Source organism: Effusibacillus lacus (assembly GCF_002335525.1).
In the GTDB taxonomy this organism is placed as follows: domain Bacteria; phylum Bacillota; class Bacilli; order Tumebacillales; family Effusibacillaceae; genus Effusibacillus; species Effusibacillus lacus.
This window is the reverse complement of the sequence record NZ_BDUF01000076.1, coordinates 102,281-125,073: the sequence shown is the minus strand read 5'-3', so window position 1 is coordinate 125,073 and position 22,793 is coordinate 102,281. Positions and strand designations below refer to the sequence as shown.

Sequence of the window (22,793 nt, the reverse complement as noted above, 5' to 3'; positions counted from 1 at the left end):
CATGATCGACCCTTATTATCTGGTGCCGCGCGGCGGTCATTTGTACCTGATTGGCTATTGCCACGAACGGGAGGATCTGCGGACTTTCCGCTTGTTCAGTCGAATTAACCCACAAAAAGTTCTACATCGAAGATGACTTTGATATTGATGCCTATCTCGCCAATCTTTGGGGCATCACGGCGAGTTCGGAGGAAGTGACGTTCAAGGTCCGGTTCTCGAAGGAAGTGGCCCGGTACATAAAAGAAGAGCGGTATGAATCAAGACCCGATTTTGTCGATCAGGAAGACGGTTCCTTGCTGCTGATCGTCACCACCCGCGGGACAGACGAATTCTTGCGCTGGATGAAGCAGTTTGGGAAGGATGCGGAGTTGTTGGAGCCGGTTGAGTATAGAGAGAGAATGCTTGATGAGATAAGGGAAATGGAACGAAGGTATGGGCGGAAGAACTGATGTTCCGTGACAGGATCTGTCATATTAACTGATAAAGTGAGGGTAGCATTCAGGGTAAGGGGGCTGCTTCCATGATTCATCAGTATTTGTTTATTGACTTCGAATTCACAATTCAGGAGGATGACCGAAAACGGCGAGATTTTTTTCAGGAGTTCCTTGAGGTGGGCATTGTCTCGGTTCTAGATAACGAAGTCTATGAAACCTACAACTCGTTTGTAAAACCGGAATTGAATCCTGTATTAACGGGCCGTTGTAAAGATTTCCTGGAAATTGCTCAGGAGGACGTGGATGGCGGCATATCTTTCGACAACTTGTCAGCAAGTTAGAAGAATACTATATCCCTGAATTCACCACGGTAGTCATCTGATCTGGGAGAATATGGATATGTATGTCCTTAGGAAAAACTGTAAAAGCGGGGGGATACCTTACCCGTTTTAACGCCAAACAATTATTACACATATTTTTCTACTTTAAAAGCAGGGAAAAGGGTTTGGCTGTGGAAACTAAAATGTAAGTGAAACTATACCTAATTTTAAAAATTGGCTACGGACTAAGCTTAATTACACCGATGGAGGTATAGAATGAAAACGCAGATTGTTCAAGTAGCAAGCATCACTCCTCCCAAACCCGTTTTAAAGTGGGCAGGAGGAAAACAGCAAATGTTAGATATTCTGCTTCCAAACGCTCCCAAAAAGTATAACAAGTATATTGAGCCTTTTTTTGGTGGAGGGGCTTTATTTTTTGCTTTATTACCTGAAAAAGCAATCATTGCTGACTCAAACCCTGAGATAATTAACTTGTACCGTTGTTTGAGTGAAAATGTTGAGGATGTTATATCAATCCTCAAAACTATGCCCTACAGTAAAGAGGACTATTACGAAATCAGAGCCACTAACCCGGATACATTAACTCCTATGCAACAAGCAGCAAGAACAATATATCTAAATAAGACATGTTTTAATGGGTTATATCGGGTAAATAAGAAAGGACAATTTAATGTCCCATTTGGGAAGCAAAAAAACCCGAATTATTGTGATGAACAAAATCTTAGAGCTGCAAGTGAAGCCCTGAAAAACGCCGAGATAGTCCTTGGTGATTATAAAGACGTTCTTGGAAGGTATGCTGAACTTGGTGATTTAATCTTCTTGGATCCTCCATATCTTCCTATATCGGAGTATGCGGATTTCAAACGATATACCAAGGAACAGTTTTATGAAGAAGACCACCATGAGCTGGCGCAGGAAGTAAAAAGGTTACATGAGTTAGGTTGTCATGTTCTTCTAACAAATTCGAATCACCCTTTAGTATACGAATTATATGACGAATTTAAGATTTCGGTATACCCAACGAGGAGAAGTATTAACAGTAAAGGCTCCAAACGTAAAGGTGAAGACGTATTAGTTAAAGTAGAACCTAAGAAACAGATTTTTGTTGTACCTGAAAAAATCCAACTATCCCCACAAGTTAGCTTATACCCTTCTACTCGTTATATGGGTAGCAAACAAAACCTTTTGGAATATATTTTGGGGGTTGCAGAACAGTTCAAGTTTGAAACGGTCTTGGATTTATTTAGTGGTAGTGGCGTCGTTAGTTACTTGTTTAAGGCTCATAACAAGCAAGTGATAAGTAATGATTATATGGCGTTTTCTGCATGTATTACAAAAGCCTTGGTTGAAAATAACAATACTACACTTAATGAAAGAGACTTGGCAATATTACTTGATACTAACGTTCTAACGGATAATCTTGTATCAGAAACCTTTAAAGGGCTTTATTTTGAAGATGAAGATAACCAGTTCATTGATATTATTAGAACCAATCTTTCTCGATTAAGAGATCAATATAAACGTGCCTTGGCACAAGCCTCATTAGTTAGAGCTTGCCTTAAAAAGCGTCCAAGAGGAATTTTTACATATACAGGATACCGATATGATGATGGACGACGTGATTTAACACTATCATTAAAAGAGCAGTTTTTAGAAGCAGTAGAGCAAATGAATTTAGCCGTGTTCGATAACGGCAAAGCTAACAAGAGTCGCCATGGTGATGCAATGGAATGCAAACAAAAAGCTGATTTAGTTTATATGGATCCACCCTACTTTAGCCCTCTTTCCGATAATGAATATGTTCGAAGATACCATTTTGTTGAGGGGCTTGTTAGAGATTGGAAAGGCGTAGAAATGCAATGGCACACGAAAACTAAGAAATTTAAAAGTTATCCTACACCATTCAGTTCTCGAAATGGTGCTTATGAAGCTTTTGATATTTTATTCAAGCGATACAAAGACAGTATTTTAATTGTCTCTTATTCTTCCAATTCTTTACCAACCAAAGATGAAATGATTGGATTAATGACCAAATACAAAGAAAATGTTGAGGTTGTTGCTGTTGACCACCGTTATTCGTTTGGAAACCAAGGACACAAGGTAGAAGACAATAATAATCTCGTAAAAGAATATCTTTTCGTAGGTTATTAATAGAGGTGTAATGGTATGACACTAAAAGCTTGGTATATAGGAAATACAACTGTCAGAAATCCTTCGAGACTAAAAGAAGGGTTGAGAGTTTTAGCTAGTTCGTCTCTTCATGGAAACCTCATTAAGAAAAATCAACCTGAATTAGCAAAACTCTTAGATAGGGAAGGCATAGTGGATTTAAAGAGATCGTCAGAAGACGATATAAGTGATATGGGGAGAAAGTGGAAGGCAGCTCTTACACAGCTTGGCTTCCTTACTCCCGACCCTGACACAATATCTGGATTTAGGTATGAACCCTATACGATTACTCCAAATGGCAGAAGGCTCATTGAGGCTGATACTTTACCTAAAGAACAAGAATGTTTTCTAAGAGCATTATTAGCACACCAGATTCCCTCAGATATAGAAGGCTTTCCTGCTGGTCCAATATTTAGCCCTTTGAGAATAGTTCTTGAAGTCTTATCTGGTTTAGGGAATTATGGTTTAGAGCCTTATATAAGTCGTAATGAAATGGCTTCTATTGTTATGCTAACTCGAAGCGTTGAGGATATACCAGAAGCCATTAATAAAATAAGGGAGTTTCGCGAAGAAGAAAGCAGATTTCTAATCCCAAGGGAAAAGAAGCGCTTTTACAAAGCATATAGGGAAAATGTAGCAGCGAATATTCCCTCACAAAATGCTGATACAATTTATACATACGCTGACTGCAATTTCCGATATCTCAAATTAACTGGGTTGTTTATAGAGAGAGGCCAAGCTCTATATATCATAGACCATAAAAAATCTATTGTTGAGCAAATATTAGCTACACCTTTTCAACCCATACCTGAGAATGAATACCCCAAAACTTTGTGGAATGGCGCAATTCTTCCGACTGATAATGCTCCTAATGCAATTGTTGCAATTCAGTCATTGGTCAAAATGTTGCAAGAAAATGGTCAAGAGGTAGAAGTTCCTGACCTCTTCAAAATGGAAGCACAAGATTTATCACAGTACAGACTTTCCCTAGAAGATAAATGGTTTAAGCTTCTTGAAACAAGATATGCTGAAAGACAAGCAACGGAATGGGCGGATATTCTTAACTATCTCAAAGAATTAACCCAACCAAGAAGAGGTGGTATTGTACCACAAGGGGAAGCGCCAGCTTATTTCGAGTGGGCTTTGTGGAGGGCGTTTCTAGCAATAAACTCTCTTGTTAATAAGCCTTGGGAAGCTCGAAGGTTCAAGATTGATGCAGATTTCCAGCCAGTTGGGCTGGCACCTGGAAATGGACCAGATATGGTCTTTGAATTTGAGGATTTTGTGGTAGTTGCAGAGGTTACTCTAACTGCTTCTTCAAGACAAGAAGCCGCAGAAGGAGAACCTGTACGCCGCCACGTAGCACAATATGTTGACCATTATAGTTCGCTTGGAAAAAAAGTTTATGGATTGTTTATAGCAAATAAAATTGATTCTAATACCGCTGAGACTTTTAGAATAGGCGTATGGTATCGTCAAGACGATTCAAGAATGGCTCTACAAATTGTTCCTTTAACTTTATCACAATTTATTGAATTGTTTGAGGCGGGGTTTGCAAGCGGTAGAAATCACTTAGATTGCAAAATGATTGAACAAATTATTCGTGATTGTTTAGTTGATAGCAATAATGAGGCCCCGAAATGGAAAGAAAAAATCAATGAAAATGTAGGAAGAATGGTTGACCGCATCAGAAGAATATCTTAGAACTCTTATCCCCCTGAAAGTTTTTGTCATGGTTATGGATCTAGTTATATGGTAAGGTGTTACTGCTAAAGAAAATTGGTCTTAGGACGACGTGCTATGTTGTCCAGAAATTGATGGGAATGATAGCCGAAACGTTTCCGCCCACTACACCTCGAATTTTTATCTCGAATTTCGAAAGTAATGTAGCTTTAAATTACTTGAGTTTTGCAAATTAAGCCGTTTATCGCAAAAGTGGGCATAGTTCGACAACTCCTTACAATGTCTCTCTCATTGTCACAGCCTAGTGTACCATTATGAATATAATTCAGGTAAAACAAGGTCTTGGCAGTTTTCCAAGACCTTATTTTACTAACTTTATCTTGATTTCCGATGCTAGCTTCCTTATTTGTTTCCACTGCTCAGTATGTCCTTCTAAGAGAGAGAGAAGGGAATCCACTGTCTGCAAGAATTCTTCTTTATGCTCAATTCGAACTTTTTTGATGCTTGAGAGCACTTCTTCCGAAAGCTCGCATCTGGAAGGAAGTCCACTGAGCAGTTGATGCAGTTTTTTCACAACTTCAATCTGAAAGTAGTTGAAGTTGCCTTCAATGTCAATTTCGGGAAGGGTATTATCATCAACTAACTTTATTTCCGGTTTTTCTTTTATCCGCTTTTTTTCTTGTTCATATTCAAACCAATCATTAATCAACTGATGGGAGGGTTTTTGTAATAGATATTCCTTACTATCATCGCTGATATCACTAGCTGAAAATAATTTTGCTATGAGCTTGACATCCTGGGAGCTTACCTCTTCTTCTGCTACTTTTTTAGCAAGAGCATCTCGGTACTCAATAGCTACATTTTTAAGAGGGAGCACCTGTTCTTCAGTTAGCCTTCCTTTTATGATTTCGCTCCCGCCGTGAATCTTTTGCTGAATCTCTTTCCCGAAGTTTAGAAGATCAAGCTTTTGGCTAATGTAGTTTAGTGATTTTCCCAAACGGCTAGCCAAGTACTTTTTTGAGACCTTGAAAGAAGGATCGCTCATTAACTTTTCAAACGCCTTCGCTTCTTCAATTGGTGTAAAACTCTCACGTTGGATATTTTCGGTTAGTTGTTCCAAATATATATCGAGATCCGAAGCGTTTTCAGCAAGGATGCAAGGAATCTCTTTAAGCCCTAACAGCCTACAAGCCTTATAGCGTCTGTTTCCAAAAACGATCTTGTACCGTCCGTTCTCAATGGGCCGTACCTTGATAGGATTCAAAAGCCCTAGTTCCTTAATGCTTTCGGCTAGTTCCTTCAGCGATGATTCATCAAAGTTATATCGTGGCTGCTGTAGATCTTCATCTATTAGGTCCAATGCTACGTTTAATACTTTCACAAAAATTCATTCCTTTCAATTATCAGTTCCAGTGTCGTCGATAAACAATGCCATTTGCTCACTCGTCCGCTTTCGTTTCTTCCCTATTTGTTTACCTGCTTTTTCAATTTCTTCAGCACGCCGAAGAAATCCTAACCCTCTCCTTTTCATGGGACGAGCAAGTTCGTTAAATTCTTCTTCTGTATCAGGGTTAATGTATCCATTCTTTGTGTACCCGACGTATCGGATTTCTTCATTTCTGTCTTTTAATATTTTCATTTGATACTTTAGTCTACTCCTGTCGCTGTCTTTACTTAGCTTGAAACCTAACTCATCAGCAATCTCTCTTAGGTGTTTGGGACCTGTATTTTTGAGATTGATGAGTATCTTCTCAAGCCGTAACTTCGAGTCAAAATTCCATTCGAAAGTCATTCAGTTTCCTCCTTTCTGGGTCACCCCTCCCACAAGATGACTGAACAAGAAAAAGGGATTATATATAATTTCGTCAATATCCTCTTCATTTCCTCCTATTTGGACAAATTATGACAAATAACCAATTTATCATAAATTATCAAGGAAATAGTACTAATATCGAATTCTTTCAAACCGGATTTATATTAGTAGGAGCCAATTAATCTACTGCAATGGTTGCCTTTTTGAATTCAGGATTCGTACATAAGGCAGTTTTCAGGATATATCTTCCAAATATCAGGTGTATATGATATACTAACTCTGTTGCGAACGTACATTCTGTTTTTGGGGAGGTTGGAGGAAACCTATGAGGCTCAGCAGGATTACAATAAAGAACTTTCGTCGTATTGAATACGCTGACATCACCATTGCACCTACGACATTCATTATTGGACATAACAATATCGGAAAGACTACCATAATAAAAGCCATTGATGCCTTGCTATCATTAAGTGAGACTGTAAAACCGCAAGATTTTAGAATACTGAAAGATAAATCAATTGCTGACACCATCGAAATTTGTGGCTTTTTTTCTGACATAGATGATGCTACTGCTAACAGTCGAGGCTTCAAAGGGAGGGTGGTAGGAGGTCAGTATATATACAAAAAAACTTATAATTTAAGCTCACCTTCAAAACCGAAAATTACCACTTTTCAGTATGATTACGAAATAACTGATCAATTCCAAGGTATCACGACATGGGAAGACTTAATGAGTTGTACTGGATTAAGCGAAGAAGAACTTACTTCCATTCTTTCGGAGAAAAGACCCAAGAAAGACACGCTACCTAAAGAGTGGGAGCTTAAGATTGACGGGGCGGTTGAGTGGAAACTTGATTCAGAACCTAAGGAAGTTGAAAATCCCGGAGGCATACCTAGCGTTGTTCTTTCAAAGTTACCTAGGCTAGTTCATATTCCGTCATACACCGACGTTAATGATATTGGAAAGGCGGATGGGAATAAAACCCTACTGGGCGAATGTCTGGGTATCCTTTTCGAAGATCTGATGTCACAAAACGAAATTGCTGCAGGAATTCAAGCTCAACTAGAACTATTGCAAACACAGATGTCACCGGAGACAGATGGCTCAATTATTGATCGGTTGTGTAAAGAAGTTAATCAGGTTATCTCTGATGTGTTCCCTGATTGTGGTATTGCCATAAATCCATCGTTAAATAACTTATCAAGCGTCCTAAAACCTCAGTATTCGGTCGAGCTTTATTCCAACGTTCATACAGATGCCGAACGCCAAGGAACGGGACTGGTTCGGACTGGGATCTTCTCAATGTTAAGGTACCATTCTCACATTAAACTTAAGGAAGGAGCTACATCAAGACCGTTACTTGTCGCCTTTGAAGAACCGGAAATATATTTGCATCCTTCAGCTGCTAATTTACTACGTGATACGATCTACGCTTTGGGTCAGTCCGATCAAATTATATGCACGACTCATTCACCTTGGATGATCGATTTAAGCAAAGATTGGCAAAGCTTGACGAAGTTGTACATAAACCAAAATGACTATACATCTGCATTAAACTACGGACTTTCCGATGCGACCTCTACTTTACAGGAAAATGAAAAAGAACAAATAAAGATGATTAAGACTTTCGATGATGAATTGTCAAGAATCTTTTTCGCTGAAAAGTGTGTCGTTGTTGAGGGGGACTCTGAGCTAATCGCCATAAAAAATTCGTTGAAACATTTGCCTCCATCCATTCGAAAAGAAATCTTATCAAAAGTGCAAGTTGTCAAGGCCAGAGGCAAAGGAGCTATTATTCCAATCATAAAGTATCTGAAGGCTCTTTCTATACCCTTTCATGTAATTCATGACAGAGATAAGGGGAAAGAAGGAGCTGAGAAATTTAACAACCCCATTTTAGAAGCAGCGGGGGCCCCCCAACGGGTTTCCGTCTTAGATAATTGTCTTGAGGATTGTCTTGGTTATTCAGTCCCTTCATCGGACAAGCCGTATCACACTCACCTGGAAACGTCTAAATGGACATCATGGGATGATATTCCTGAAACTTGGAAAGAAGTGATGCAGAAAGCATTCGAGTTTTCCTTATAACAAATATAACTTATTAATACTTTGAGCTGAAGGCGATCTTAAAACACTGGTTGTGTTTTAGATCGCTTTTTTAATAATGCAAGTGTTCAAGATGTAAATGCATATCCTCCATTGTTCTTCGTGCAGCCAACTTTTTGATTATTACAAGAAAAGCCACTGCAAAGTATGCAGCGACTCGTTATGTACGGATTGCCGAACTATCTCCTCGATTTCGAACGTGTCTTTATGTTCGAAACACGTGCAGCAATGTGAGACTTGTCTGGAATCGGCCGCCGTGGACGAGTATCATTTGTGCACACAATGCAACCAATTTTGTTGTACCAGATGCAATCCCGACAAAATTTGCTCATTATGCAGCTCTTTAAAACCCGTTGCAGGCATTACGCCGCAAATCAACAAGATCCTTTCATTGGTCGGGGGGAAAGTATCGTCGAAGAAATTCGAGTATGCCGAAAAAGGCAACAGAATCGCTTTGCTGGGAAAAGGGCTGATGTTCAAAGACTTTTTTGTAGTGTTTGATAAAAAAGAAGAAAAAATTATCAGTCTCCAACATTACGGACTCTTTAACAAAAAGAAGTAGACTTGTTCGTGGTCCAAAACAGACTATCAACTAAAACAAAACCGCCATTTTTTCCTCTAGGAAGAAATGGCGGTTATTATGCAAAATCCTTTGGAGAGAGAGATTTGATAGACTCGGATGTGGTCATATAATCTCCTCTTTTATAAGCTTCTAAGCTCTTTTCAATCATTTCCCGCAGCTCATCGTCCGACTCTACATCGGCAGCAATCGATTGAGAATCTTCCTCTTGTAACACGATTGTAAACTTGCCTTTTCCCGGTATAAATCCACCACAACTGTTCACGTTTGGTTTATTATAACATGTTTTATGCAGTCATGTGCTGTCGTAACTGCACATAAGTAAGATGATACAAGGAGAGTAAGCATTAAAGCGACCAGCGCACCGAAAGAAATCGTCAGCCATTGCTCCAGCAAGTGAGAGCCACCTGTCCAACAGTTTAGAGCCAGCCTTCCGGACAAGAGAGCCACTGGACTGATCCTTCTGTTACAATGATCTCATGCACTGTTTGAGAGCAGTGTAAATCATTCGTGTGGAGGTCATTTTATGACCCAGTATCGGGAAATTCTGCGGCTTCACAGCCAAGGGATCAGTCAGCGGGGAGAACAGGAATTGATGTATAGTGGCGAATAAGAGAAAATCAAAATCCTCAGTGCCCCGCCATAAAAGGTTGGACAGGCATGGCCGTCTTCAGGCCGCAAAACACTGGTTCCCAAAGTATGTCGGAAAAAATCTTGTTCAGGGCTACAAAAAACGTTTTGGCGTGAGTCTGGAATGTGCCATCCGGGAACTTGAAGTATTGGGAATCGAACTGGATCAGAAATATATCAAGCAAGTTAGGCAGAGTGAAGAAGCCCGGCTGCGAAACAGAAGAGAACGTAAGTTAAGAATGGTGAATGATATGGAGGACGATTCAAGTATAGATTCCACTTTCTGTTTTATTGCAGGACATACCGAAAATGGTTTTCCATATGGTACTACTTGGGAAGAAGAAAAAAGAAATCGGGAAAAGTTGGCTGATCAACGGGAGCGGGACTCCCTTGGAGAAAAGCTTGATGATTTGGTGAAGGGAACGAATGAAACAAAATGTTCTTTTAACTTCACTGATATCCGGAATGGTTCGGTTTATTCCCGACCATATCATTGATAGAGTTATTTTGAACAGGGACTTGTAAAGAACATTCAGATCCAGAAACCCTGGATCCATGCCACTGTACTTGGCAATTACGGCGATTACAATGTCTAAATTCACTTGTCCGATTTTTCCAAAAGCCGCTGTGACTGTCCGCACGATGGGTACTGCAAGCACATGGCTGCCGTCGTTTATTTTATTCGAGAAGATGCGGAGCAGTTGGATGCAATTGAAAATGCGCATGAACCGGTCGAAAAAACTAAACCAGACTCTAAAGAACCAGATGACCTGGAGGAACTACTGAAAGATCTGGAGAGACAACACCTGCTGGAAATATTGCAAGAGCTTGTGGCAGCCGACCCAACAGTTAGGGAATCCATCCGCCAACTCCTCATTGACAGGGAGCGAACCTCCAAGCTGAATACGCATCAAATCCGTCACCAGGGTTTGTACAGTTCAATCAAATATTACCAAAAAGAAGTTCCCCTTGTTCTTAAAGATTGTGAGGCTCTGTTTACCAAAACCGTAATCTCTTCCGATGACGACGATGATCGATGGGATTACGAATATTATCATGATGACGAAGATAGGTTGGAATGGGATTTTGAGGCAGGATTGAACAGATTGAACCGATTTGCAAAGGAACTTCTAAAACTTGTTGCGCCGGAACACTATATTTCCGGTACCGTAGGTTTGTTGGTTACCTTAAAAGGGATGGAAGATTGGATGAGGATGAATACAGCAGTGAGTTAAGCGATGGATTTACCGTTATCGAGGATTATTTGTGGGAGGCGCAGGAACGGGTCAAAAAGTACGGCGACACAAATCCGAGAGCGGAGGAATTTCTCCACGAACTGATCGAATGAAACCACGACTCATTTTTCAGCTAATCTTATTGTATAATGAATCAAAATCTTGCTAATACACTCCAAAATATAAGGAGGAAAAAATCATGAAAAACAAAATCCAAAAAATCACACCCAACTTGTGGTTCGATACACAAGCCGAAGAGGCGGCGAAGTTTTACACTTCTATCTTTAAAAATTCCAAGATCGGTAGAATCACTCGCTATGGAAAAGAAGGGCATGAAATTCACGGGATGCCAGAGGGAATAGTAATGACCGTGGAATTTCAACTGGAAGGACAAGAATTCGTAGCATTAAATGGCGGTCCGCATTTCAAATTCACTGAGGCAATATCATTTATCGTCAATTGTGAGGATCAAGAAGAATTGGACTATTATTGGGAAAAACTCTCCGAAGGCGGAGACGAAAAGGCTCAAGTGTGCGGTTGGCTGAAAGATAAGTACGGTGTGTCTTGGCAAATTATTCCTACCGCTCTAAACGAGATGCTAAGCGACCCCGATCCGGAGAAATCAGAAAGAGTTATGAAAGCATTGATCCAAACGAAGAATAAAATTGACATAAAAACTTTATTGCAAGCGTATGAGGGATAGAGTTGCGATTGTTTTACTTGAGGTGGCCACTGGAATCATCGCCGATAAGTGGGGCCGGACGCAGACTCCCGAAACGTTGAACTTCATATTCAAATGGCTGAAGGAGCATAGGGCCTCCGTATATCCGAATGAATTTGTCCATTTCTCGGTTGCTGTTTCCCATAGTGACCTGGCGTTGTTGGAGAGTTGCACAGATGAGCTGGCAGCAATCCTGAAAGAATCTCAAATGACAATCCAAAAACGATACGAGTTGTCACAGACAGACACTTCCACTCTTTGGGACAAGCTCCACCAGGTGATTGACAGTGGATTTGAGAAGTACATAACCGACTTTGACAGTGTATATGGAGATTTGATTGTAGAAGAACTGGCAAAGAGAGCAGATGTAGATGCTGACCGGGTCCTCTCCGAACTGAACAAGGAGTACCCGGAAACACACTGGGGTTATGAAGAGCATTTCTACGCACAGCTGGCGGGAAAACTTCGTTTGGAGAGTGCCGTTCCCCGTCTGGTTGGATTCTTGGCGGATGAGCTCTTATATGAAACTGCAGCTGACGCCTTGAGTTGGATACAAAGCAAGAAGTCTGTGGAACTGATGGAAGAACGATTTTTTGAAGGGGACTGGGAGTTCCGCCTGTCTGCCGCCCATTTTATTGGGCAGAATCAAACTGCCGGAAACCGAACAAGCCCTGGCAAGGCTTTACGCCCAAGCTGAGGAAGAGGACATTGCCACGTTGTTGGTGGATGGATTATGCAAACTATTCTCAAAAGAGGGCTTCCCCTTGTACGAGAGAGGGTTCATCAAGGGTATACGGAATGGATGCTCGATCTGGAACAATCCCTTTATGTGAACTGCTTGGCTAACGGGGTTGCTATACCCGAATTGGACGAGTACAAAAGGAAAAGAGAGGATCGGGAAGCCAGAGAGAAACGCACGGACAGCGGACGCTCAAATCTGTTGGAGCGTACAAACCAATTGGGCCTACCTGCTAGTAAACCTTATGTCAATCCAAACAAGATAGGACGCAACGACCCATGTCCTTGCGGGAGCGGGAAGAAATATAAGAAGTGCTGTCTGGGCTGAAATAATGGAAGATCAACAATTCGGTTAATCGACAGAGTTGGCGGTAAACAAAACTGGAAGAGGTACAGAAGGACTTTGCTCATGTCCTGGCTTCAACTGAAAAGATTCAGAAAGCCTACAAGCTGATTCGGGACATGTTTATCGTCACAAATAAACGGGAATATGTTCGTGAGGGGAAATTGATTTTTGCGCCATCTATGCTAAACTACAGACATACAGGTTTATAAGATTGCTAATAATAAAAGTGACCGCAGGTGCTGGAACACCTACGGTCGAGGTACAATAGCTGCCCCTCTTGGGGTCGGCTCAATGTTTTCCGCAGTAGACCGCCGGAGTTGTCAGCTCAAGGGCGGTCTATCTTTTTTTCTTTCCCGACAGTATTAACGCGACCAGCGCACCGAAAGAAATCATCAGTGAGATCGCCTCATAAACTGTCATGGCATCACCCCCTTTCCTTAGGGGATGAGCCGACCACCCTTGAGGAGCCTATTCTATTGTACAAGGTCAGTATAGCATACTTTCCGATGAAAACGAACTGATGTTCTGGAAATCGAATTGCCAAGGAAAAAATTCAACAGGAACACCCGCACCAATTTTATGTTATCTTGGGAATTGAACAATTGCTGAGCGGTGAAGGAAAATGAGGTCAAGAGTTGAAGATTTGCAGGCACAACTTGATAAAGCCCTCAAGGAATGTGCCAGGCTACGGGAAGAGAATCAGCGGTTAAGAATACTTCTGGGTATGTCACTGGAAAAAGATGCCGAAAACAAGCTATTCATTGATTCCCGATCCTCAAATCCCACTCCGGAAACCGAGTTGGTCACGAAGCAGTCTTCAACGAAACAAAAAATCGGCTTTGTTTCGCAGTCTGTTCCTTGGTAGAGAAGATGTGTACGCTGTCCGGTGGGAGAGCAAGAACGGAAAATCCGGTTACTCCCCGGCGTGTGCCAATGAGTGGAACAAAGCGGTTTGCAAGAAACCGAAAATCAAATGTTCGGAATGCGCACATCGCATTTTTTTGCCGATGACGGATCAGGTGAGCTTTGATCATCTGAAAGGAAGGCACACGATTGGGATCTACCCTCTATTGCCTGACGAAACCTGTTGGTTTTTGGCAGTTGATTTTGACAAGACAACTTGGAAAGAAGATTCCTCCTGTTTTCTCGAAACGTGCAAGCAAATGAAGATCCCGGCAGCGCTTGAACGATCCCGGTCGGGGAATGGAGCGCACGTCTGGATTTTCTTTGACAATCCTGTCTTGGCATCGCTGGCCCGTCAACTCGGGTGCCTGATTTTAACCCGTACCATGGACAAAAGGTATCAGATCGGTTTGGATTCCTATGATCGTTTGTTTCCGAATCAGGATACGATGCCAAAAGGCGGTTTTGGAAATTTGATCGCCCTGCCTCTGCACGGGAATTCGGGCCAGTACGGCAATACGCTCTTCTTGGACGATAACCATTCACCTTATCAGGATCAATGGCTATTCCTTTCCACCTTGAACAAAATGAAGGCTGACGAAGTCGAACGAATCGTACAGGAAGAAAGCTTCAAAGGCAGCATTCTTGGGGTCAATCAAACATTGGTCAACGATCAAGAAGATTTCGAGGTTTCCTTGTTTCAGGGGCCGGGATTCGATAAAAAAATAGGTGACCGGATCGAGGGACCTTTCCCATCAAAAGTGAAAATTGTGCAAAGTAATCTGATCTACATTGATAAAACCGGGTTGCCTCCATCCATGATCAATCGTATATTGCGGATTGCCGCTTTTCCGAATCCCGAATTTTATAAAGCCCAGGCTATGAGATTGTCCACATTTGGCAAACCTCGCGTAATCAATTGCGCGGAGGAGCATGACCGGAACCTTGCTTTGCCAAGGGGATGTCTGGATCAGGTTCTGGAGTTATTGAAGGATCATAACATCCAGGCCGATTTTTCAGATAAACGGAACCCAGGTAACCCAATAAAGGTTCATTTTAAAGGAGAACTGACACCGCTGCAAGATCTTGCGGCGAAAGCGCTTCTGAAGCATGACAATGGGATTTTGTCCGCAACAACCGCCTTTGGCAAGACTGTGGTCGCCTCTTATTTAATCGCTGCACGTAAGGTCAACACATTGGTTTTGGTTCATCGCAAACAATTGATGGAGCAGTGGAGAGAACGATTGGCTGCATTCCTGGATATTCCGCTGAAGGAGATCGGTCTAATTGGAGGCGGAAAAGACAAGCGTGGCGGTTTGATCGATGTCGCGATGCTGCAAAGTGTCAATTTTCGGGGTGTGGTAAAAGATTTTGTTGCCGAATACGGTCAGGTCATCGTTGACGAATGCCACCATCTCTCAGCTTTCAGTTTTGAGCAAGTCCTTAGGCAAGTGAAAGCCAAGTATGTGACAGGGTTAACCGCTACACCAATCCGCCAGGACGGACATCATCCGATTGTCATGATGCAGTGTGGTCCGATACGGTTTCGGGTGGATGCCAAATCACAGGCAACCGCACGTCCTTTTGAACATGTTGTCATTCCAAGGTACACCAGTTTCAGTCTGCCGGAACCCAACGAAAAAGCGGGCATTCATCAGATCTATGAAGCTTTGGCGCTCGATGAGAATCGTAATACTTTAATATTTGACGATCTACTGATGGCTTTGGACGAAGGCCGGTCTCCCTTGCTGTTAACAGAACGAACTGCACATGTGGAGTACTTTGCAAATCGATTGAAAGGTTTTGCCAAAAATGTGATTGTGCTCCGAGGTGGCATGGGGAACAAACAGCGCCAACAGGTTGTTGACAAACTGCAAAGGATTCCGGATGGGGAGGAAAGAGTTCTGATTGCCACCGGACGATTCATCGGGGAAGGGTTTGACGATCCCCGGCTGGACACCTTGTTCCTCGCCATGCCAATCTCCTGGAAAGGCACTCTGCAGCAATATGCGGGACGATTACACCGTTTGCACAGTAACAAACGCGTGGTCCGGATCTATGATTATGTTGATTCCCACATCCCCGTGTTGAAGAGGATGTATGAGAAACGTATGCAGGGATACCGGGATATGGGGTATCAAACGGAAACGAAAGGATAGATTCAGCGAAAAAAATCCGGTGCGAGATGCATCCATTGCGGCCAACCGATTTGGGCAATCGGCAGTTCTTTTGTTGGTTGGGACGGTTGTTTCACTTGCATAACGGGCGACAGTGACGATTCGCAGGATTATGAAATCGATGAGGTGTGTTGATCCAATATCTGAACGGTTAATCCAAACAGCACCGATCCTGTTGTGCTAAGGGTTTTAAAATAGTGTTCATGCAGCCCACTTTTTGATCATAACAAGAAAAACCACTACAAGTATGCAGCGACTTGTTATGAGAATTGGTAAATGTACCGAACTTTCAGCTCCAAAAGCGGCACCGAAGAATGAGAAGCGCGAACTGCTTGTATCTGTTTCAAAGTAACAGCCGAGTCATAAGCAACATACTCGATTAGAAGTACGCCCGGCATGGGCGTCATTTTTACGGTCTCAGTCAAAAAGTTAGCGCGTAACAATATTCAGACTCGCTTGGCCGCTGGGAACTTCACATTCCCATAACAGGTACTTTTTTGCTTCGCGCGATTTTACTGTATCAACGGAGTATGCCGTACAAACGGCCTTGTTCATAGCAAGTTCCATAACACAATATCCGTGCGTTGTGCTGTCAAACAATTTGATCCATGGATTTTCCAACAGTACGAGAGTTGACAATTTCTTGATTGCTTCGCTCACCACTACGTCACTCGTGTTCAGGACAGGACCGGTAATTTGATTCAGAATCTCTTGCAATACGGGAAGCGGAATCGGATTCGAGCCGGAAACCCTGCCGTAAACAGCCTGTTCCACCAATTCTTTAAGATTGGAGGATGTCACAGACCCGACCATAAACTCAACCCCGACGGCTGCGTGATCCGGGTCTTGTTCGTAGTCCACTTTGACGAGATTGGCTTCATATGTGTGAAGATCGCCGGTAATTACAAGAAAGTTCCGGACCCCCGCATTTTTCAATTCTTGTGTAATGATTTTCCGCTCGCCTGCAAATCCGTCCCATGCGTCCAGATTCAGGTATTTTCCAAACAGTTTCAGCGGTGTGTACTGAACTTCATTCCCCCAAATTTTCCAAATCGCGGTCGAATTTTGAACCCGGTTTAAAAACCAATCCCTCTGACCGCTGGTTGCAACACCCAACATTGATTGACTCGGATCATTCATTTTCTCGCAGCCGTCGGCAAGATATCTCTCCCCAAGCAGTCCTTCCCCGCAAGGATGTGCGCTTCTGTACAGTCTCTCGTCAGTCAGAATCAACTCTGCCAGATTTCCAATGCGTATCGCCCGGTAAATCTTCAATGAGTCTTTAAAGCCTTTTGACGCATCAAAAATCAATCTGGCCGGCATATATTCAAACCACACCTGATTGGCTGTCAACCGGCGCGACGGATTTGATTCCGGACTGTCATCCGGTGCAACAGCCGGATAATAAGTATCGTTGGCAAATTCATGATCATCCCATATGGCAATCACCGCATGAGTTTCATGCAACTTTTGCAAGTCCGGATCGGATCGATAGGTGCGGTACAATGTCCGGTAATCCTCCAATGTAAAAGCCTTGGAGGTGTTTCCCGGCAATTTGATCTGTCTGTCCGGCAAAGGATTCTGATAGTTGGGGTCGCCGACAGATTCGTAGATATAGTCACCGAGGTGCACAACAAAATCAAGGCTTTCCTCTGCCAAAAAACGATACGCATTGTAGTAACCGTTGGTATAATCCGCACAGCTCACAAAGGCAAACCTGCAGTTGTCCGGAGTGGAATTGGATTCTGCCAGAGTTTTGAACTTCCCTGTTTTCGTCACGTGACCGAACCTGGTGATAAACCGGTAATAATAAACTGACTCATGAAGGAGCCGTCCATCCAGGTCCACTTTTACAACATTGTCAAAGTCTTTGTAAATGGGTGCGTATCCCCTGAGTGCCACACTGCTGAAATTCTCTGCCGCGCTTACTTCAAACATTACGAATTGACCATTCGCAATCGCTTCCGCAACAGAAGAATTGACGCGCGACCTATTGGGATTCTCCAGCCATTGTATAAGCCCGGAATCAAATTGGTTTGTGCTGATGCCTTGAACCATTTCCGGATCCACTCTTGTCCAGATCATCGCTCCCGTAGGGGTCGGATCACCGGATGCAACCGACTGCGGAAATCCGTATCCCGGCGTAAAGGACGGGGTAAAAACAGGGACGGACGCTGTTTTCCCGTTACCTGCTGCCATCGTGATTTTCACCAGACCGTTGCTGTTGAAATTTTCTACCAGGAAAAAGGCAGAACCGGCAAGCAAAGATTTAAGAAACAACCTGCGTCTGCTATCCATGGAAACACCCCTCCACATATATACTTTTTTTCCAGTTTAATCGAGCAAGTTTAATAAGAAGTTACAGAATAGTAAAGAACAAGTTAATTGTTGAGAGGATGGAACCAGCAAAATGCGACATTTTTTGACCTGCAAAGGATATTGTGCCTGTACAGAGAATTAGTTTGATATCTAAGACAGAACACATTACGACCAAGCGTATACTCGGTCTTTCATTGAAGAATGGAGGATTTTTATGAAAATCGGAAGAAACGATGCCTGTCCTTGCGGCAGCGGCAAAAAGTACAAAAAATGCTGTATCCCAAAATATGATAAGCCGGTTGCTACTCCTGCCCCTTTAAAAATTCACAGAGATGAAGATTTCTTCGACATGAGAGGCTTCAAAGAATGGTTTGACAAGGCTTGGACCCCTGACAAAGTAAAGCGATTAAGCGATCAAGAGATCTTGCACAAGCTTCACGACATGCATATCCCAATGACCAAAGAACAGTTCCTGATAGATATTGAAGGTGAAGTAGATTTCCCGCCCGTCTATGAACTTTGGAAAAAAAGGTATTCCTTGCCGATCGAACACAAAGATGCTGACTTGGTTCTCTTTGCCATACCAGAATTGTGGCGTCGCTGGGCACCTGATCAAATCGCCTTGTTTATGCTTGAGGATATGATGGAAGCGATGACCGAATCCGGATCGAAAACCCCCAAACTGCCGCAATTCGAGACGATATGGACGACTTTCAAAGAAAGGTTTATTCTGCCCAATGGAATTCGTTCCTTCGATGAATTTTATGAACGATTTGAATCGTTTTTTGATATTGAAGCCATTTTCTTTGATTTTGAAGGTGAGTTTATTTTAGAGTGTCGGGCGAACAAAGATGGGCAAGAGCGGCCATTCGACAGATTGATTTCCCTTTATGAAGACATTTTGGAGACGTTGCCGAACAACGACCTTGAGAACCGATTGAATATCCGCAGATCGATTGCCGAAGCCCATTTTTATGCGGGTGATTATGATTTAGGAGAACGATTGTTTGAATCCCTGACCACTGAACATCCAACTTGGGTTTGGGGATATGTGGGCTGGGGAGACATGTATAATGAAGCTTCCCTGCTTCCTTCTATTCTAAACAAGAATAAGGCGGAGGAGATTTATCGGCGGGGTCTGGGATTGGCCGAAGGTGGGGAGCGGGAAGCCCTTAAGGAAAGACTGGGTGATGTATAAAAGTTTGGATAACTTGGAACGCCTTCCATCCGGGAAGTTCGCCACGAACAATCTGGTGCTGCATTTCGGAATTTTCGCTTACAATTTGCTGCGAATTGTAGGGCAAGAAAGCCTCAAGAAAGAGGATGCACCGCTAAAGAACAAAGTCATCCGGAGACGGATACGAACGGTGACGTGGCAGTTTCGGAAATATTGAGATACATCCAATATTCAGGGGAATATTTTCCCTGAACCATGATGCAAAACCTAAAAGGGTTGATCCAGCATATCCATTACAAAATCATAAAGCGAATGAGAAGGGAGCTTCATATGAAGGATTCTGCATGAGCAGCCTGAAATCCTCTCAAATAGCTTGTGACTTCAGCGGGAATTTGATTTTTACGCCATCTATGGTAAACTACAGGCATACAAGTTTAATAAGATTGCGTATAATAAAAGTGACCGCAGGTGCAGGAACACCTACGGTTGAAGTACAATAGTTGCCCCTCATGGGGCCGGCTCAAGTGTATGGGATAGAACCGCTGAGTTGTGGGCTCAAGGGCGGTCTATCTTTTTTCTTTTCCGACAGTATTAATCGACCAGCGCACCGAAAGCAATCATGAGAGAGATTGCCTCGTAAACTGTCATGGCATCACCCCCTTTCCTTAGGGGATGAGCGGATCATCCTTCGGGACCAACTCGATAAAGCCCTCAACATTTACAGGGATACCGGGATATGGGGTATCAAACGGTATAGAGAATTATAGCTCTAGCATATATAATAAAAGCAACCTGAAAGTATCACGTGATCCGGTGGTGATATTTGCATGAGAAAGATTTCACTGGAAGAACTCAATGAGAAAATTAAACAGAGACGTGAACAAGTGGATTACGCTGTTAATCGATTCCGAATCAAGAGCAAGGATGAAGGTTGGACATGTAAGCGGAGCCGACCAAGGAACACTGATGAAATAAAGGCATTGAATTATATCGCCCGAAAAACTTTTCGCAATGAACTAAGGGATGGAAAAGTACTTTATGATAAAGAAAGACGGGTGTTATCCATTGTTGAGTATAGAAGAAGCCAAACGCCAACTTCTTGACTTAAAAAACCTCGATAAATCTGAGCGGTTAATTCAAACGGCAGCGATCCTCACCAAGGTTCTGTTGCAACTCGACATAAAGCCGATAGTTGTTGGCGGGCTATCAGTTGAGATCTATACAAGAAATGGTTACACAACCCAAGATATTGATTTTGTACTGAGTGGACGTGACACGACTAATCACGTCTTGGTTCAACTGGGCTTCGAAGTGATTGGAAAGAATTGGGTTCACCCTGTTGTGGGTGTCTCGGTAGAAATCCCGGATAATCATTTGGTTGGGGATTATGAAAAGGTGACCGAACTGCAGATAGGCGACAAGGTAGTTTATCTGATTGGGATAGAAGATATAATCCTGGACAGGTTGCGAGCAGCCGTGCATTGGAAAGACGGGGAAAGCCGCGAATGGGGATATCGATTATTATTCATGTATTTTGAAGATGTTGATGTCTCTTATATAAGAGGGCAATTTGAGAACGAAAAGGAAAAGTTAGAATTTGAACAATGGTACCAAGATGCTATTGGTGAAATAAATCAAATGGGTTAGGTTACTTTGGTGGCTGGACATTGTAAACCGCTCTAAAACCTCCGGTATGCTTTTGTCGATAGGCAACGGGCCGGCGATTTACGGAGTAAGAGTGAGTGTTGTGTTCAGGTTCGTGGTCCAAAACAGACTATCAACTAAAACAAAACCGTCATTTTTTCCTCTAGGGAAGAAATGACGGTTATTATGCAAAATCCTTTGGAGAGAGATTTGATAGACTCAGACGTGGTCATATAATCTCCTCTTTCATAAGCTTCCAAGCTCTTTTCAATCATCTCCCGCAGTTCATCGTCCGACTCTAAATCAGCAGCAATCGATTGAGAATCTTCCTCTTGTAACACGATTGTAAACCTGCCTTTCATGTTTTATGCAGACATGTGCTGCCTGAGATGTCCCTATTTTAACCCGACCTTATTCATCGTCACCGCCGGTGTATCCGCAGACCCCTACTCGCGGGGAATTGACGACCGGCAGCAGCATTTCTTCTCCGCATTCATGTGTCTTCGCACACTTGTCGCAAAGCCAACCCGTTCCATCCCACATGCATTCGCAACAAAGTTCGACTGCGGCGTCATCACACTCTGAACATTCGATATGAGGGGGGAGATTTCTTGCCATGACCTCAATCTTTTTTTGATTTTTCGCTCCCGCTTCCATCGATACCACTTTCAGTTTCAGTTCCGTGGTAGAACCGAAATCGTATTGATGCGTGAATTCCATTCCGGCATCCAATACATTTTTAATCTTATGGTTCATCCCTTTTTCCCTGTAGGAAGAGTCCGGATCGCTGGTAAAATGGGTGCCGTTGATTACGAAAGCACTTAGATGTCCACAGCACTCCAGCCATACGGATCGTAAAAAATCGTCCAAAGCCGCCAATGTGGAAGTTTCGGAAATACAGAGATACATCCAATATTCGGGGGAATATTTTCCCTGAACCAGGATGCAAAACCTTTTGTCTTCTGGTACGACTGGCCCCCTTGATTTACACCCGTTTACATGCCGTTTCATTGCAATTTTTCCAAAAATTTCTCCGCAATAGGAGCATTTGCCTTGAGTCGTTTTTGCCATGTTCATCACCTTTCCGTACATCGAACAAATACTCCACAAGAACGATAGTTTCTAGAACCCCATCGTTCAAGGGTTGATCCAGCCTATCCATTACAAAATCATAAAGCGAATGAGATGGGAGCTTCATATGAAGGATTCTGCATGAGCAGCCTGAAATCCTCTCAAATAGCTTGTGACTTCAGCGGGAATTTGATTTTTACGCCATTTATGGTAAACTACAGGCATACAAGTTTAATAAGATTGCGTACAATAAAAGTGATCGCAGGTGCGGGAACACCTACGGTCGATGTACAATAGCTGCCCCTCCTGGGGTCGGCTCAATGTTTTCCGAAGTAGACCCGTATAGACCGTCATGCCCGGCGGAATTATTTCACCAGCTTCTGCTTGACCCGATACACTTCCCGGTCCGTATCCATCCATTTTTGGGCCAGATGTTCCATGCTGTCGTTCATCCGGTCAAACCGGTCGTTTACTTCCTTGCGAAATTCGTTCATCTCATGTTTAAATTCAGCCATTTCCTCAGCTAACTTATCAAGTTTCTCATTGTTGGTATCAAGCTTTTCGTTGTTTTTTGCAACCATCGCAATCAGTTGTTTCATCATATCGAACATTTGTGATTGTTCATCTGCCATAACGTAATCCTCTCCTTTGTACGTAAATTATACCAAAAAATTCAACAGGGACAGGTAGAGAAGATGTATACGC

The 22,793-nt window shown here is 42.7% G+C and carries 25 protein-coding genes and 2 pseudogenes; 18 read left to right on the top strand and 9 right to left on the bottom strand.

Translation table 11 applies throughout. The features are described from left to right. Window position 1 precedes the first annotated feature (1 nt). The 5 genes from EFBL_RS22130 (at window position 2) to EFBL_RS14415 (ending at window position 4,648) form a co-directional block, all read left to right on the top strand. Window positions 2-136, top strand: coding sequence for a WYL domain-containing protein (locus EFBL_RS22130; RefSeq protein WP_481779600.1), 135 nt, complete (start codon window positions 2-4; stop codon window positions 134-136). A gap of 58 nt (window positions 137-194) precedes the next feature. Next, complete coding sequence (locus EFBL_RS22125; protein WP_481779599.1) at window positions 195-449, top strand: WYL domain-containing protein; 255 nt, start codon at window positions 195-197, stop codon at window positions 447-449. 71 nt (window positions 450-520) lie between these two features. Further along, window positions 521-775, top strand: a complete 255-nt coding sequence (locus EFBL_RS14425; RefSeq protein WP_096182788.1) for an exonuclease domain-containing protein — start codon at window positions 521-523, stop codon at window positions 773-775. A gap of 255 nt (window positions 776-1,030) precedes the next feature. Beyond that, window positions 1,031-2,926 (top strand): Dam family site-specific DNA-(adenine-N6)-methyltransferase, encoded by a 1,896-nt coding sequence (locus EFBL_RS14420; RefSeq protein WP_096182787.1) that lies wholly within the window; start codon window positions 1,031-1,033, stop codon window positions 2,924-2,926. A 15-nt stretch (window positions 2,927-2,941) separates the two neighbouring features. Then, the gene (locus EFBL_RS14415; protein WP_096182786.1) at window positions 2,942-4,648 is read left to right on the top strand and encodes an AlwI family type II restriction endonuclease; all 1,707 of its coding nucleotides are present in this window, start codon (window positions 2,942-2,944) and stop codon (window positions 4,646-4,648) included. 340 nt (window positions 4,649-4,988) lie between these two features. On the opposite strand, the gene EFBL_RS14410 is transcribed toward EFBL_RS14415, so the two are convergent. Both EFBL_RS14410 and EFBL_RS14405 read right to left on the bottom strand, forming a co-directional pair. Beyond that, the gene (locus tag EFBL_RS14410; RefSeq protein ID WP_165912497.1) at window positions 4,989-6,008 is read right to left on the bottom strand and encodes a ParB/RepB/Spo0J family partition protein; all 1,020 of its coding nucleotides are present in this window, start codon (window positions 6,006-6,008) and stop codon (window positions 4,989-4,991) included. 15 nt (window positions 6,009-6,023) lie between these two features. Continuing rightward, complete coding sequence (locus EFBL_RS14405) at window positions 6,024-6,419, bottom strand: hypothetical protein (protein WP_096182784.1); 396 nt, start codon at window positions 6,417-6,419, stop codon at window positions 6,024-6,026. A 346-nt stretch (window positions 6,420-6,765) separates the two neighbouring features. Between EFBL_RS14405 and EFBL_RS14400 the strand changes: the two genes are divergently transcribed. After that, on the top strand, window positions 6,766-8,529 hold the full coding sequence (locus EFBL_RS14400) for an ATP-dependent nuclease (RefSeq protein WP_096182783.1): 1,764 nt from the start codon (window positions 6,766-6,768) through the stop codon (window positions 8,527-8,529). Between the two features lie 656 nt (window positions 8,530-9,185). Here the strand turns inward: EFBL_RS14400 and EFBL_RS20355 are convergent. Then, window positions 9,186-9,344 (bottom strand): hypothetical protein, encoded by a 159-nt coding sequence (locus EFBL_RS20355; protein WP_216640727.1) that lies wholly within the window; start codon window positions 9,342-9,344, stop codon window positions 9,186-9,188. Window positions 9,345-9,906: 562 nt separating this feature from the next. Here EFBL_RS20355 and EFBL_RS14390 point away from each other — a divergent pair. The 8 genes and pseudogenes from EFBL_RS14390 to EFBL_RS21695 all read left to right on the top strand — a co-directional run bounded on the left by EFBL_RS14390 (window position 9,907) and on the right by EFBL_RS21695 (window position 13,006). Beyond that, window positions 9,907-10,254: a hypothetical protein gene (locus EFBL_RS14390; RefSeq protein ID WP_131927679.1), complete on the top strand. Its 348-nt coding sequence runs from the start codon at window positions 9,907-9,909 to the stop codon at window positions 10,252-10,254. A 105-nt stretch (window positions 10,255-10,359) separates the two neighbouring features. Then, window positions 10,360-10,431: pseudogene (locus tag EFBL_RS21935) on the top strand (SWIM zinc finger family protein); the annotation flags it as partial. A gap of 27 nt (window positions 10,432-10,458) precedes the next feature. After that, a complete protein-coding gene (locus EFBL_RS14385; RefSeq protein WP_231705814.1) occupies window positions 10,459-10,992 on the top strand; it encodes a hypothetical protein in 534 nt (177 codons plus the stop codon). Beyond that, the gene (locus EFBL_RS20640; protein WP_165912495.1) at window positions 10,962-11,105 is read left to right on the top strand and encodes a hypothetical protein; all 144 of its coding nucleotides are present in this window, start codon (window positions 10,962-10,964) and stop codon (window positions 11,103-11,105) included. The genes EFBL_RS14385 and EFBL_RS20640 overlap by 31 nt, the downstream gene beginning before the upstream one ends. A gap of 86 nt (window positions 11,106-11,191) precedes the next feature. Further along, window positions 11,192-11,695, top strand: a complete 504-nt coding sequence (locus EFBL_RS14380) for a VOC family protein (RefSeq protein WP_096182779.1) — start codon at window positions 11,192-11,194, stop codon at window positions 11,693-11,695. After that, the gene (locus EFBL_RS14375) at window positions 11,685-12,410 is read left to right on the top strand and encodes a HEAT repeat domain-containing protein (RefSeq protein WP_131927678.1); all 726 of its coding nucleotides are present in this window, start codon (window positions 11,685-11,687) and stop codon (window positions 12,408-12,410) included. The genes EFBL_RS14380 and EFBL_RS14375 overlap by 11 nt, the downstream gene beginning before the upstream one ends. Window positions 12,411-12,446: 36 nt before the next feature. Continuing rightward, window positions 12,447-12,779, top strand: a complete 333-nt coding sequence (locus EFBL_RS22105) for an SEC-C metal-binding domain-containing protein (RefSeq protein WP_096182777.1) — start codon at window positions 12,447-12,449, stop codon at window positions 12,777-12,779. A gap of 53 nt (window positions 12,780-12,832) precedes the next feature. Then, window positions 12,833-13,006 (top strand): PH domain-containing protein, encoded by a 174-nt coding sequence (locus tag EFBL_RS21695; RefSeq protein WP_096182776.1) that lies wholly within the window; start codon window positions 12,833-12,835, stop codon window positions 13,004-13,006. Between the two features lie 127 nt (window positions 13,007-13,133). Here EFBL_RS21695 and EFBL_RS21380 read toward each other — a convergent pair whose 3' ends face one another. After that, the gene (locus tag EFBL_RS21380) at window positions 13,134-13,217 is read right to left on the bottom strand and encodes a putative holin-like toxin (protein ID WP_269432707.1); all 84 of its coding nucleotides are present in this window, start codon (window positions 13,215-13,217) and stop codon (window positions 13,134-13,136) included. A gap of 452 nt (window positions 13,218-13,669) precedes the next feature. Between EFBL_RS21380 and EFBL_RS14360 the strand changes: the two genes are divergently transcribed. After that, complete coding sequence (locus EFBL_RS14360) at window positions 13,670-15,859, top strand: TOTE conflict system archaeo-eukaryotic primase domain-containing protein (protein ID WP_207907567.1); 2,190 nt, start codon at window positions 13,670-13,672, stop codon at window positions 15,857-15,859. 447 nt (window positions 15,860-16,306) lie between these two features. Here EFBL_RS14360 and EFBL_RS14355 read toward each other — a convergent pair whose 3' ends face one another. Next, entirely contained in the window at window positions 16,307-18,175 is a 1,869-nt protein-coding gene (locus EFBL_RS14355; RefSeq protein ID WP_165912494.1) for an alkaline phosphatase D family protein, read from the bottom strand. Between the two features lie 235 nt (window positions 18,176-18,410). Here EFBL_RS14355 and EFBL_RS21375 point away from each other — a divergent pair, with 235 nt between their 5' ends. Both EFBL_RS21375 and EFBL_RS14345 read left to right on the top strand, forming a co-directional pair. Continuing rightward, window positions 18,411-19,394, top strand: coding sequence for an SEC-C metal-binding domain-containing protein (locus EFBL_RS21375; protein WP_096182774.1), 984 nt, complete (start codon window positions 18,411-18,413; stop codon window positions 19,392-19,394). A 10-nt stretch (window positions 19,395-19,404) separates the two neighbouring features. Beyond that, window positions 19,405-19,566 (top strand): annotated as a pseudogene (locus EFBL_RS14345) (IS1380 family transposase); the annotation flags it as partial. A 398-nt stretch (window positions 19,567-19,964) separates the two neighbouring features. Here EFBL_RS14345 and EFBL_RS21930 read toward each other — a convergent pair. Then, window positions 19,965-20,021, bottom strand: a complete 57-nt coding sequence (locus EFBL_RS21930) for a putative holin-like toxin (protein ID WP_369690107.1) — start codon at window positions 20,019-20,021, stop codon at window positions 19,965-19,967. Between the two features lie 390 nt (window positions 20,022-20,411). Here EFBL_RS21930 and EFBL_RS14340 point away from each other — a divergent pair, with 390 nt between their 5' ends. Then, window positions 20,412-21,020, top strand: coding sequence for a hypothetical protein (locus tag EFBL_RS14340; protein ID WP_096182773.1), 609 nt, complete (start codon window positions 20,412-20,414; stop codon window positions 21,018-21,020). 134 nt (window positions 21,021-21,154) lie between these two features. Here EFBL_RS14340 and EFBL_RS14335 read toward each other — a convergent pair whose 3' ends face one another. From EFBL_RS14335 to EFBL_RS14325, 3 genes are all read right to left on the bottom strand, one after another. Continuing rightward, on the bottom strand, window positions 21,155-21,358 hold the full coding sequence (locus EFBL_RS14335; protein ID WP_131927676.1) for a hypothetical protein: 204 nt from the start codon (window positions 21,356-21,358) through the stop codon (window positions 21,155-21,157). Between the two features lie 70 nt (window positions 21,359-21,428). Next, a complete protein-coding gene (locus tag EFBL_RS14330; protein ID WP_207907566.1) occupies window positions 21,429-22,109 on the bottom strand; it encodes a hypothetical protein in 681 nt (226 codons plus the stop codon). 344 nt (window positions 22,110-22,453) lie between these two features. After that, window positions 22,454-22,720, bottom strand: coding sequence for a hypothetical protein (locus EFBL_RS14325; protein ID WP_096182771.1), 267 nt, complete (start codon window positions 22,718-22,720; stop codon window positions 22,454-22,456). Window positions 22,721-22,793 lie beyond the last annotated feature (73 nt).

What these genes read in the sequence shown, in the direction of transcription:
- EFBL_RS22130 (WP_481779600.1), top strand. Translation starts at nt 2, where the DNA reads ATGATCGACCCTTATTATCTGGTGCCGCGCGGCGGTCATTTGTACCTG.
- EFBL_RS14425 (WP_096182788.1), top strand. Translation starts at nt 521, where the DNA reads ATGATTCATCAGTATTTGTTTATTGACTTCGAATTCACAATTCAGGAG.
- EFBL_RS14420 (WP_096182787.1), top strand. Translation starts at nt 1,031, where the DNA reads ATGAAAACGCAGATTGTTCAAGTAGCAAGCATCACTCCTCCCAAACCC.
- EFBL_RS14415 (WP_096182786.1), top strand. Translation starts at nt 2,942, where the DNA reads ATGACACTAAAAGCTTGGTATATAGGAAATACAACTGTCAGAAATCCT.
- EFBL_RS14405 (WP_096182784.1), bottom strand. Translation starts at nt 6,419, where the DNA reads ATGACTTTCGAATGGAATTTTGACTCGAAGTTACGGCTTGAGAAGATA.
- EFBL_RS14400 (WP_096182783.1), top strand. Translation starts at nt 6,766, where the DNA reads ATGAGGCTCAGCAGGATTACAATAAAGAACTTTCGTCGTATTGAATAC.
- EFBL_RS14380 (WP_096182779.1), top strand. Translation starts at nt 11,192, where the DNA reads ATGAAAAACAAAATCCAAAAAATCACACCCAACTTGTGGTTCGATACA.
- EFBL_RS14375 (WP_131927678.1), top strand. Translation starts at nt 11,685, where the DNA reads ATGAGGGATAGAGTTGCGATTGTTTTACTTGAGGTGGCCACTGGAATC.
- EFBL_RS22105 (WP_096182777.1), top strand. Translation starts at nt 12,447, where the DNA reads ATGCAAACTATTCTCAAAAGAGGGCTTCCCCTTGTACGAGAGAGGGTT.
- EFBL_RS21380 (WP_269432707.1), bottom strand. Translation starts at nt 13,217, where the DNA reads ATGACAGTTTATGAGGCGATCTCACTGATGATTTCTTTCGGTGCGCTG.
- EFBL_RS14355 (WP_165912494.1), bottom strand. Translation starts at nt 18,175, where the DNA reads ATGGATAGCAGACGCAGGTTGTTTCTTAAATCTTTGCTTGCCGGTTCT.
- EFBL_RS21375 (WP_096182774.1), top strand. Translation starts at nt 18,411, where the DNA reads ATGAAAATCGGAAGAAACGATGCCTGTCCTTGCGGCAGCGGCAAAAAG.
- EFBL_RS14340 (WP_096182773.1), top strand. Translation starts at nt 20,412, where the DNA reads ATGATAAAGAAAGACGGGTGTTATCCATTGTTGAGTATAGAAGAAGCC.
- EFBL_RS14330 (WP_207907566.1), bottom strand. Translation starts at nt 22,109, where the DNA reads ATGTACGGAAAGGTGATGAACATGGCAAAAACGACTCAAGGCAAATGC.
- EFBL_RS14325 (WP_096182771.1), bottom strand. Translation starts at nt 22,720, where the DNA reads ATGGCAGATGAACAATCACAAATGTTCGATATGATGAAACAACTGATT.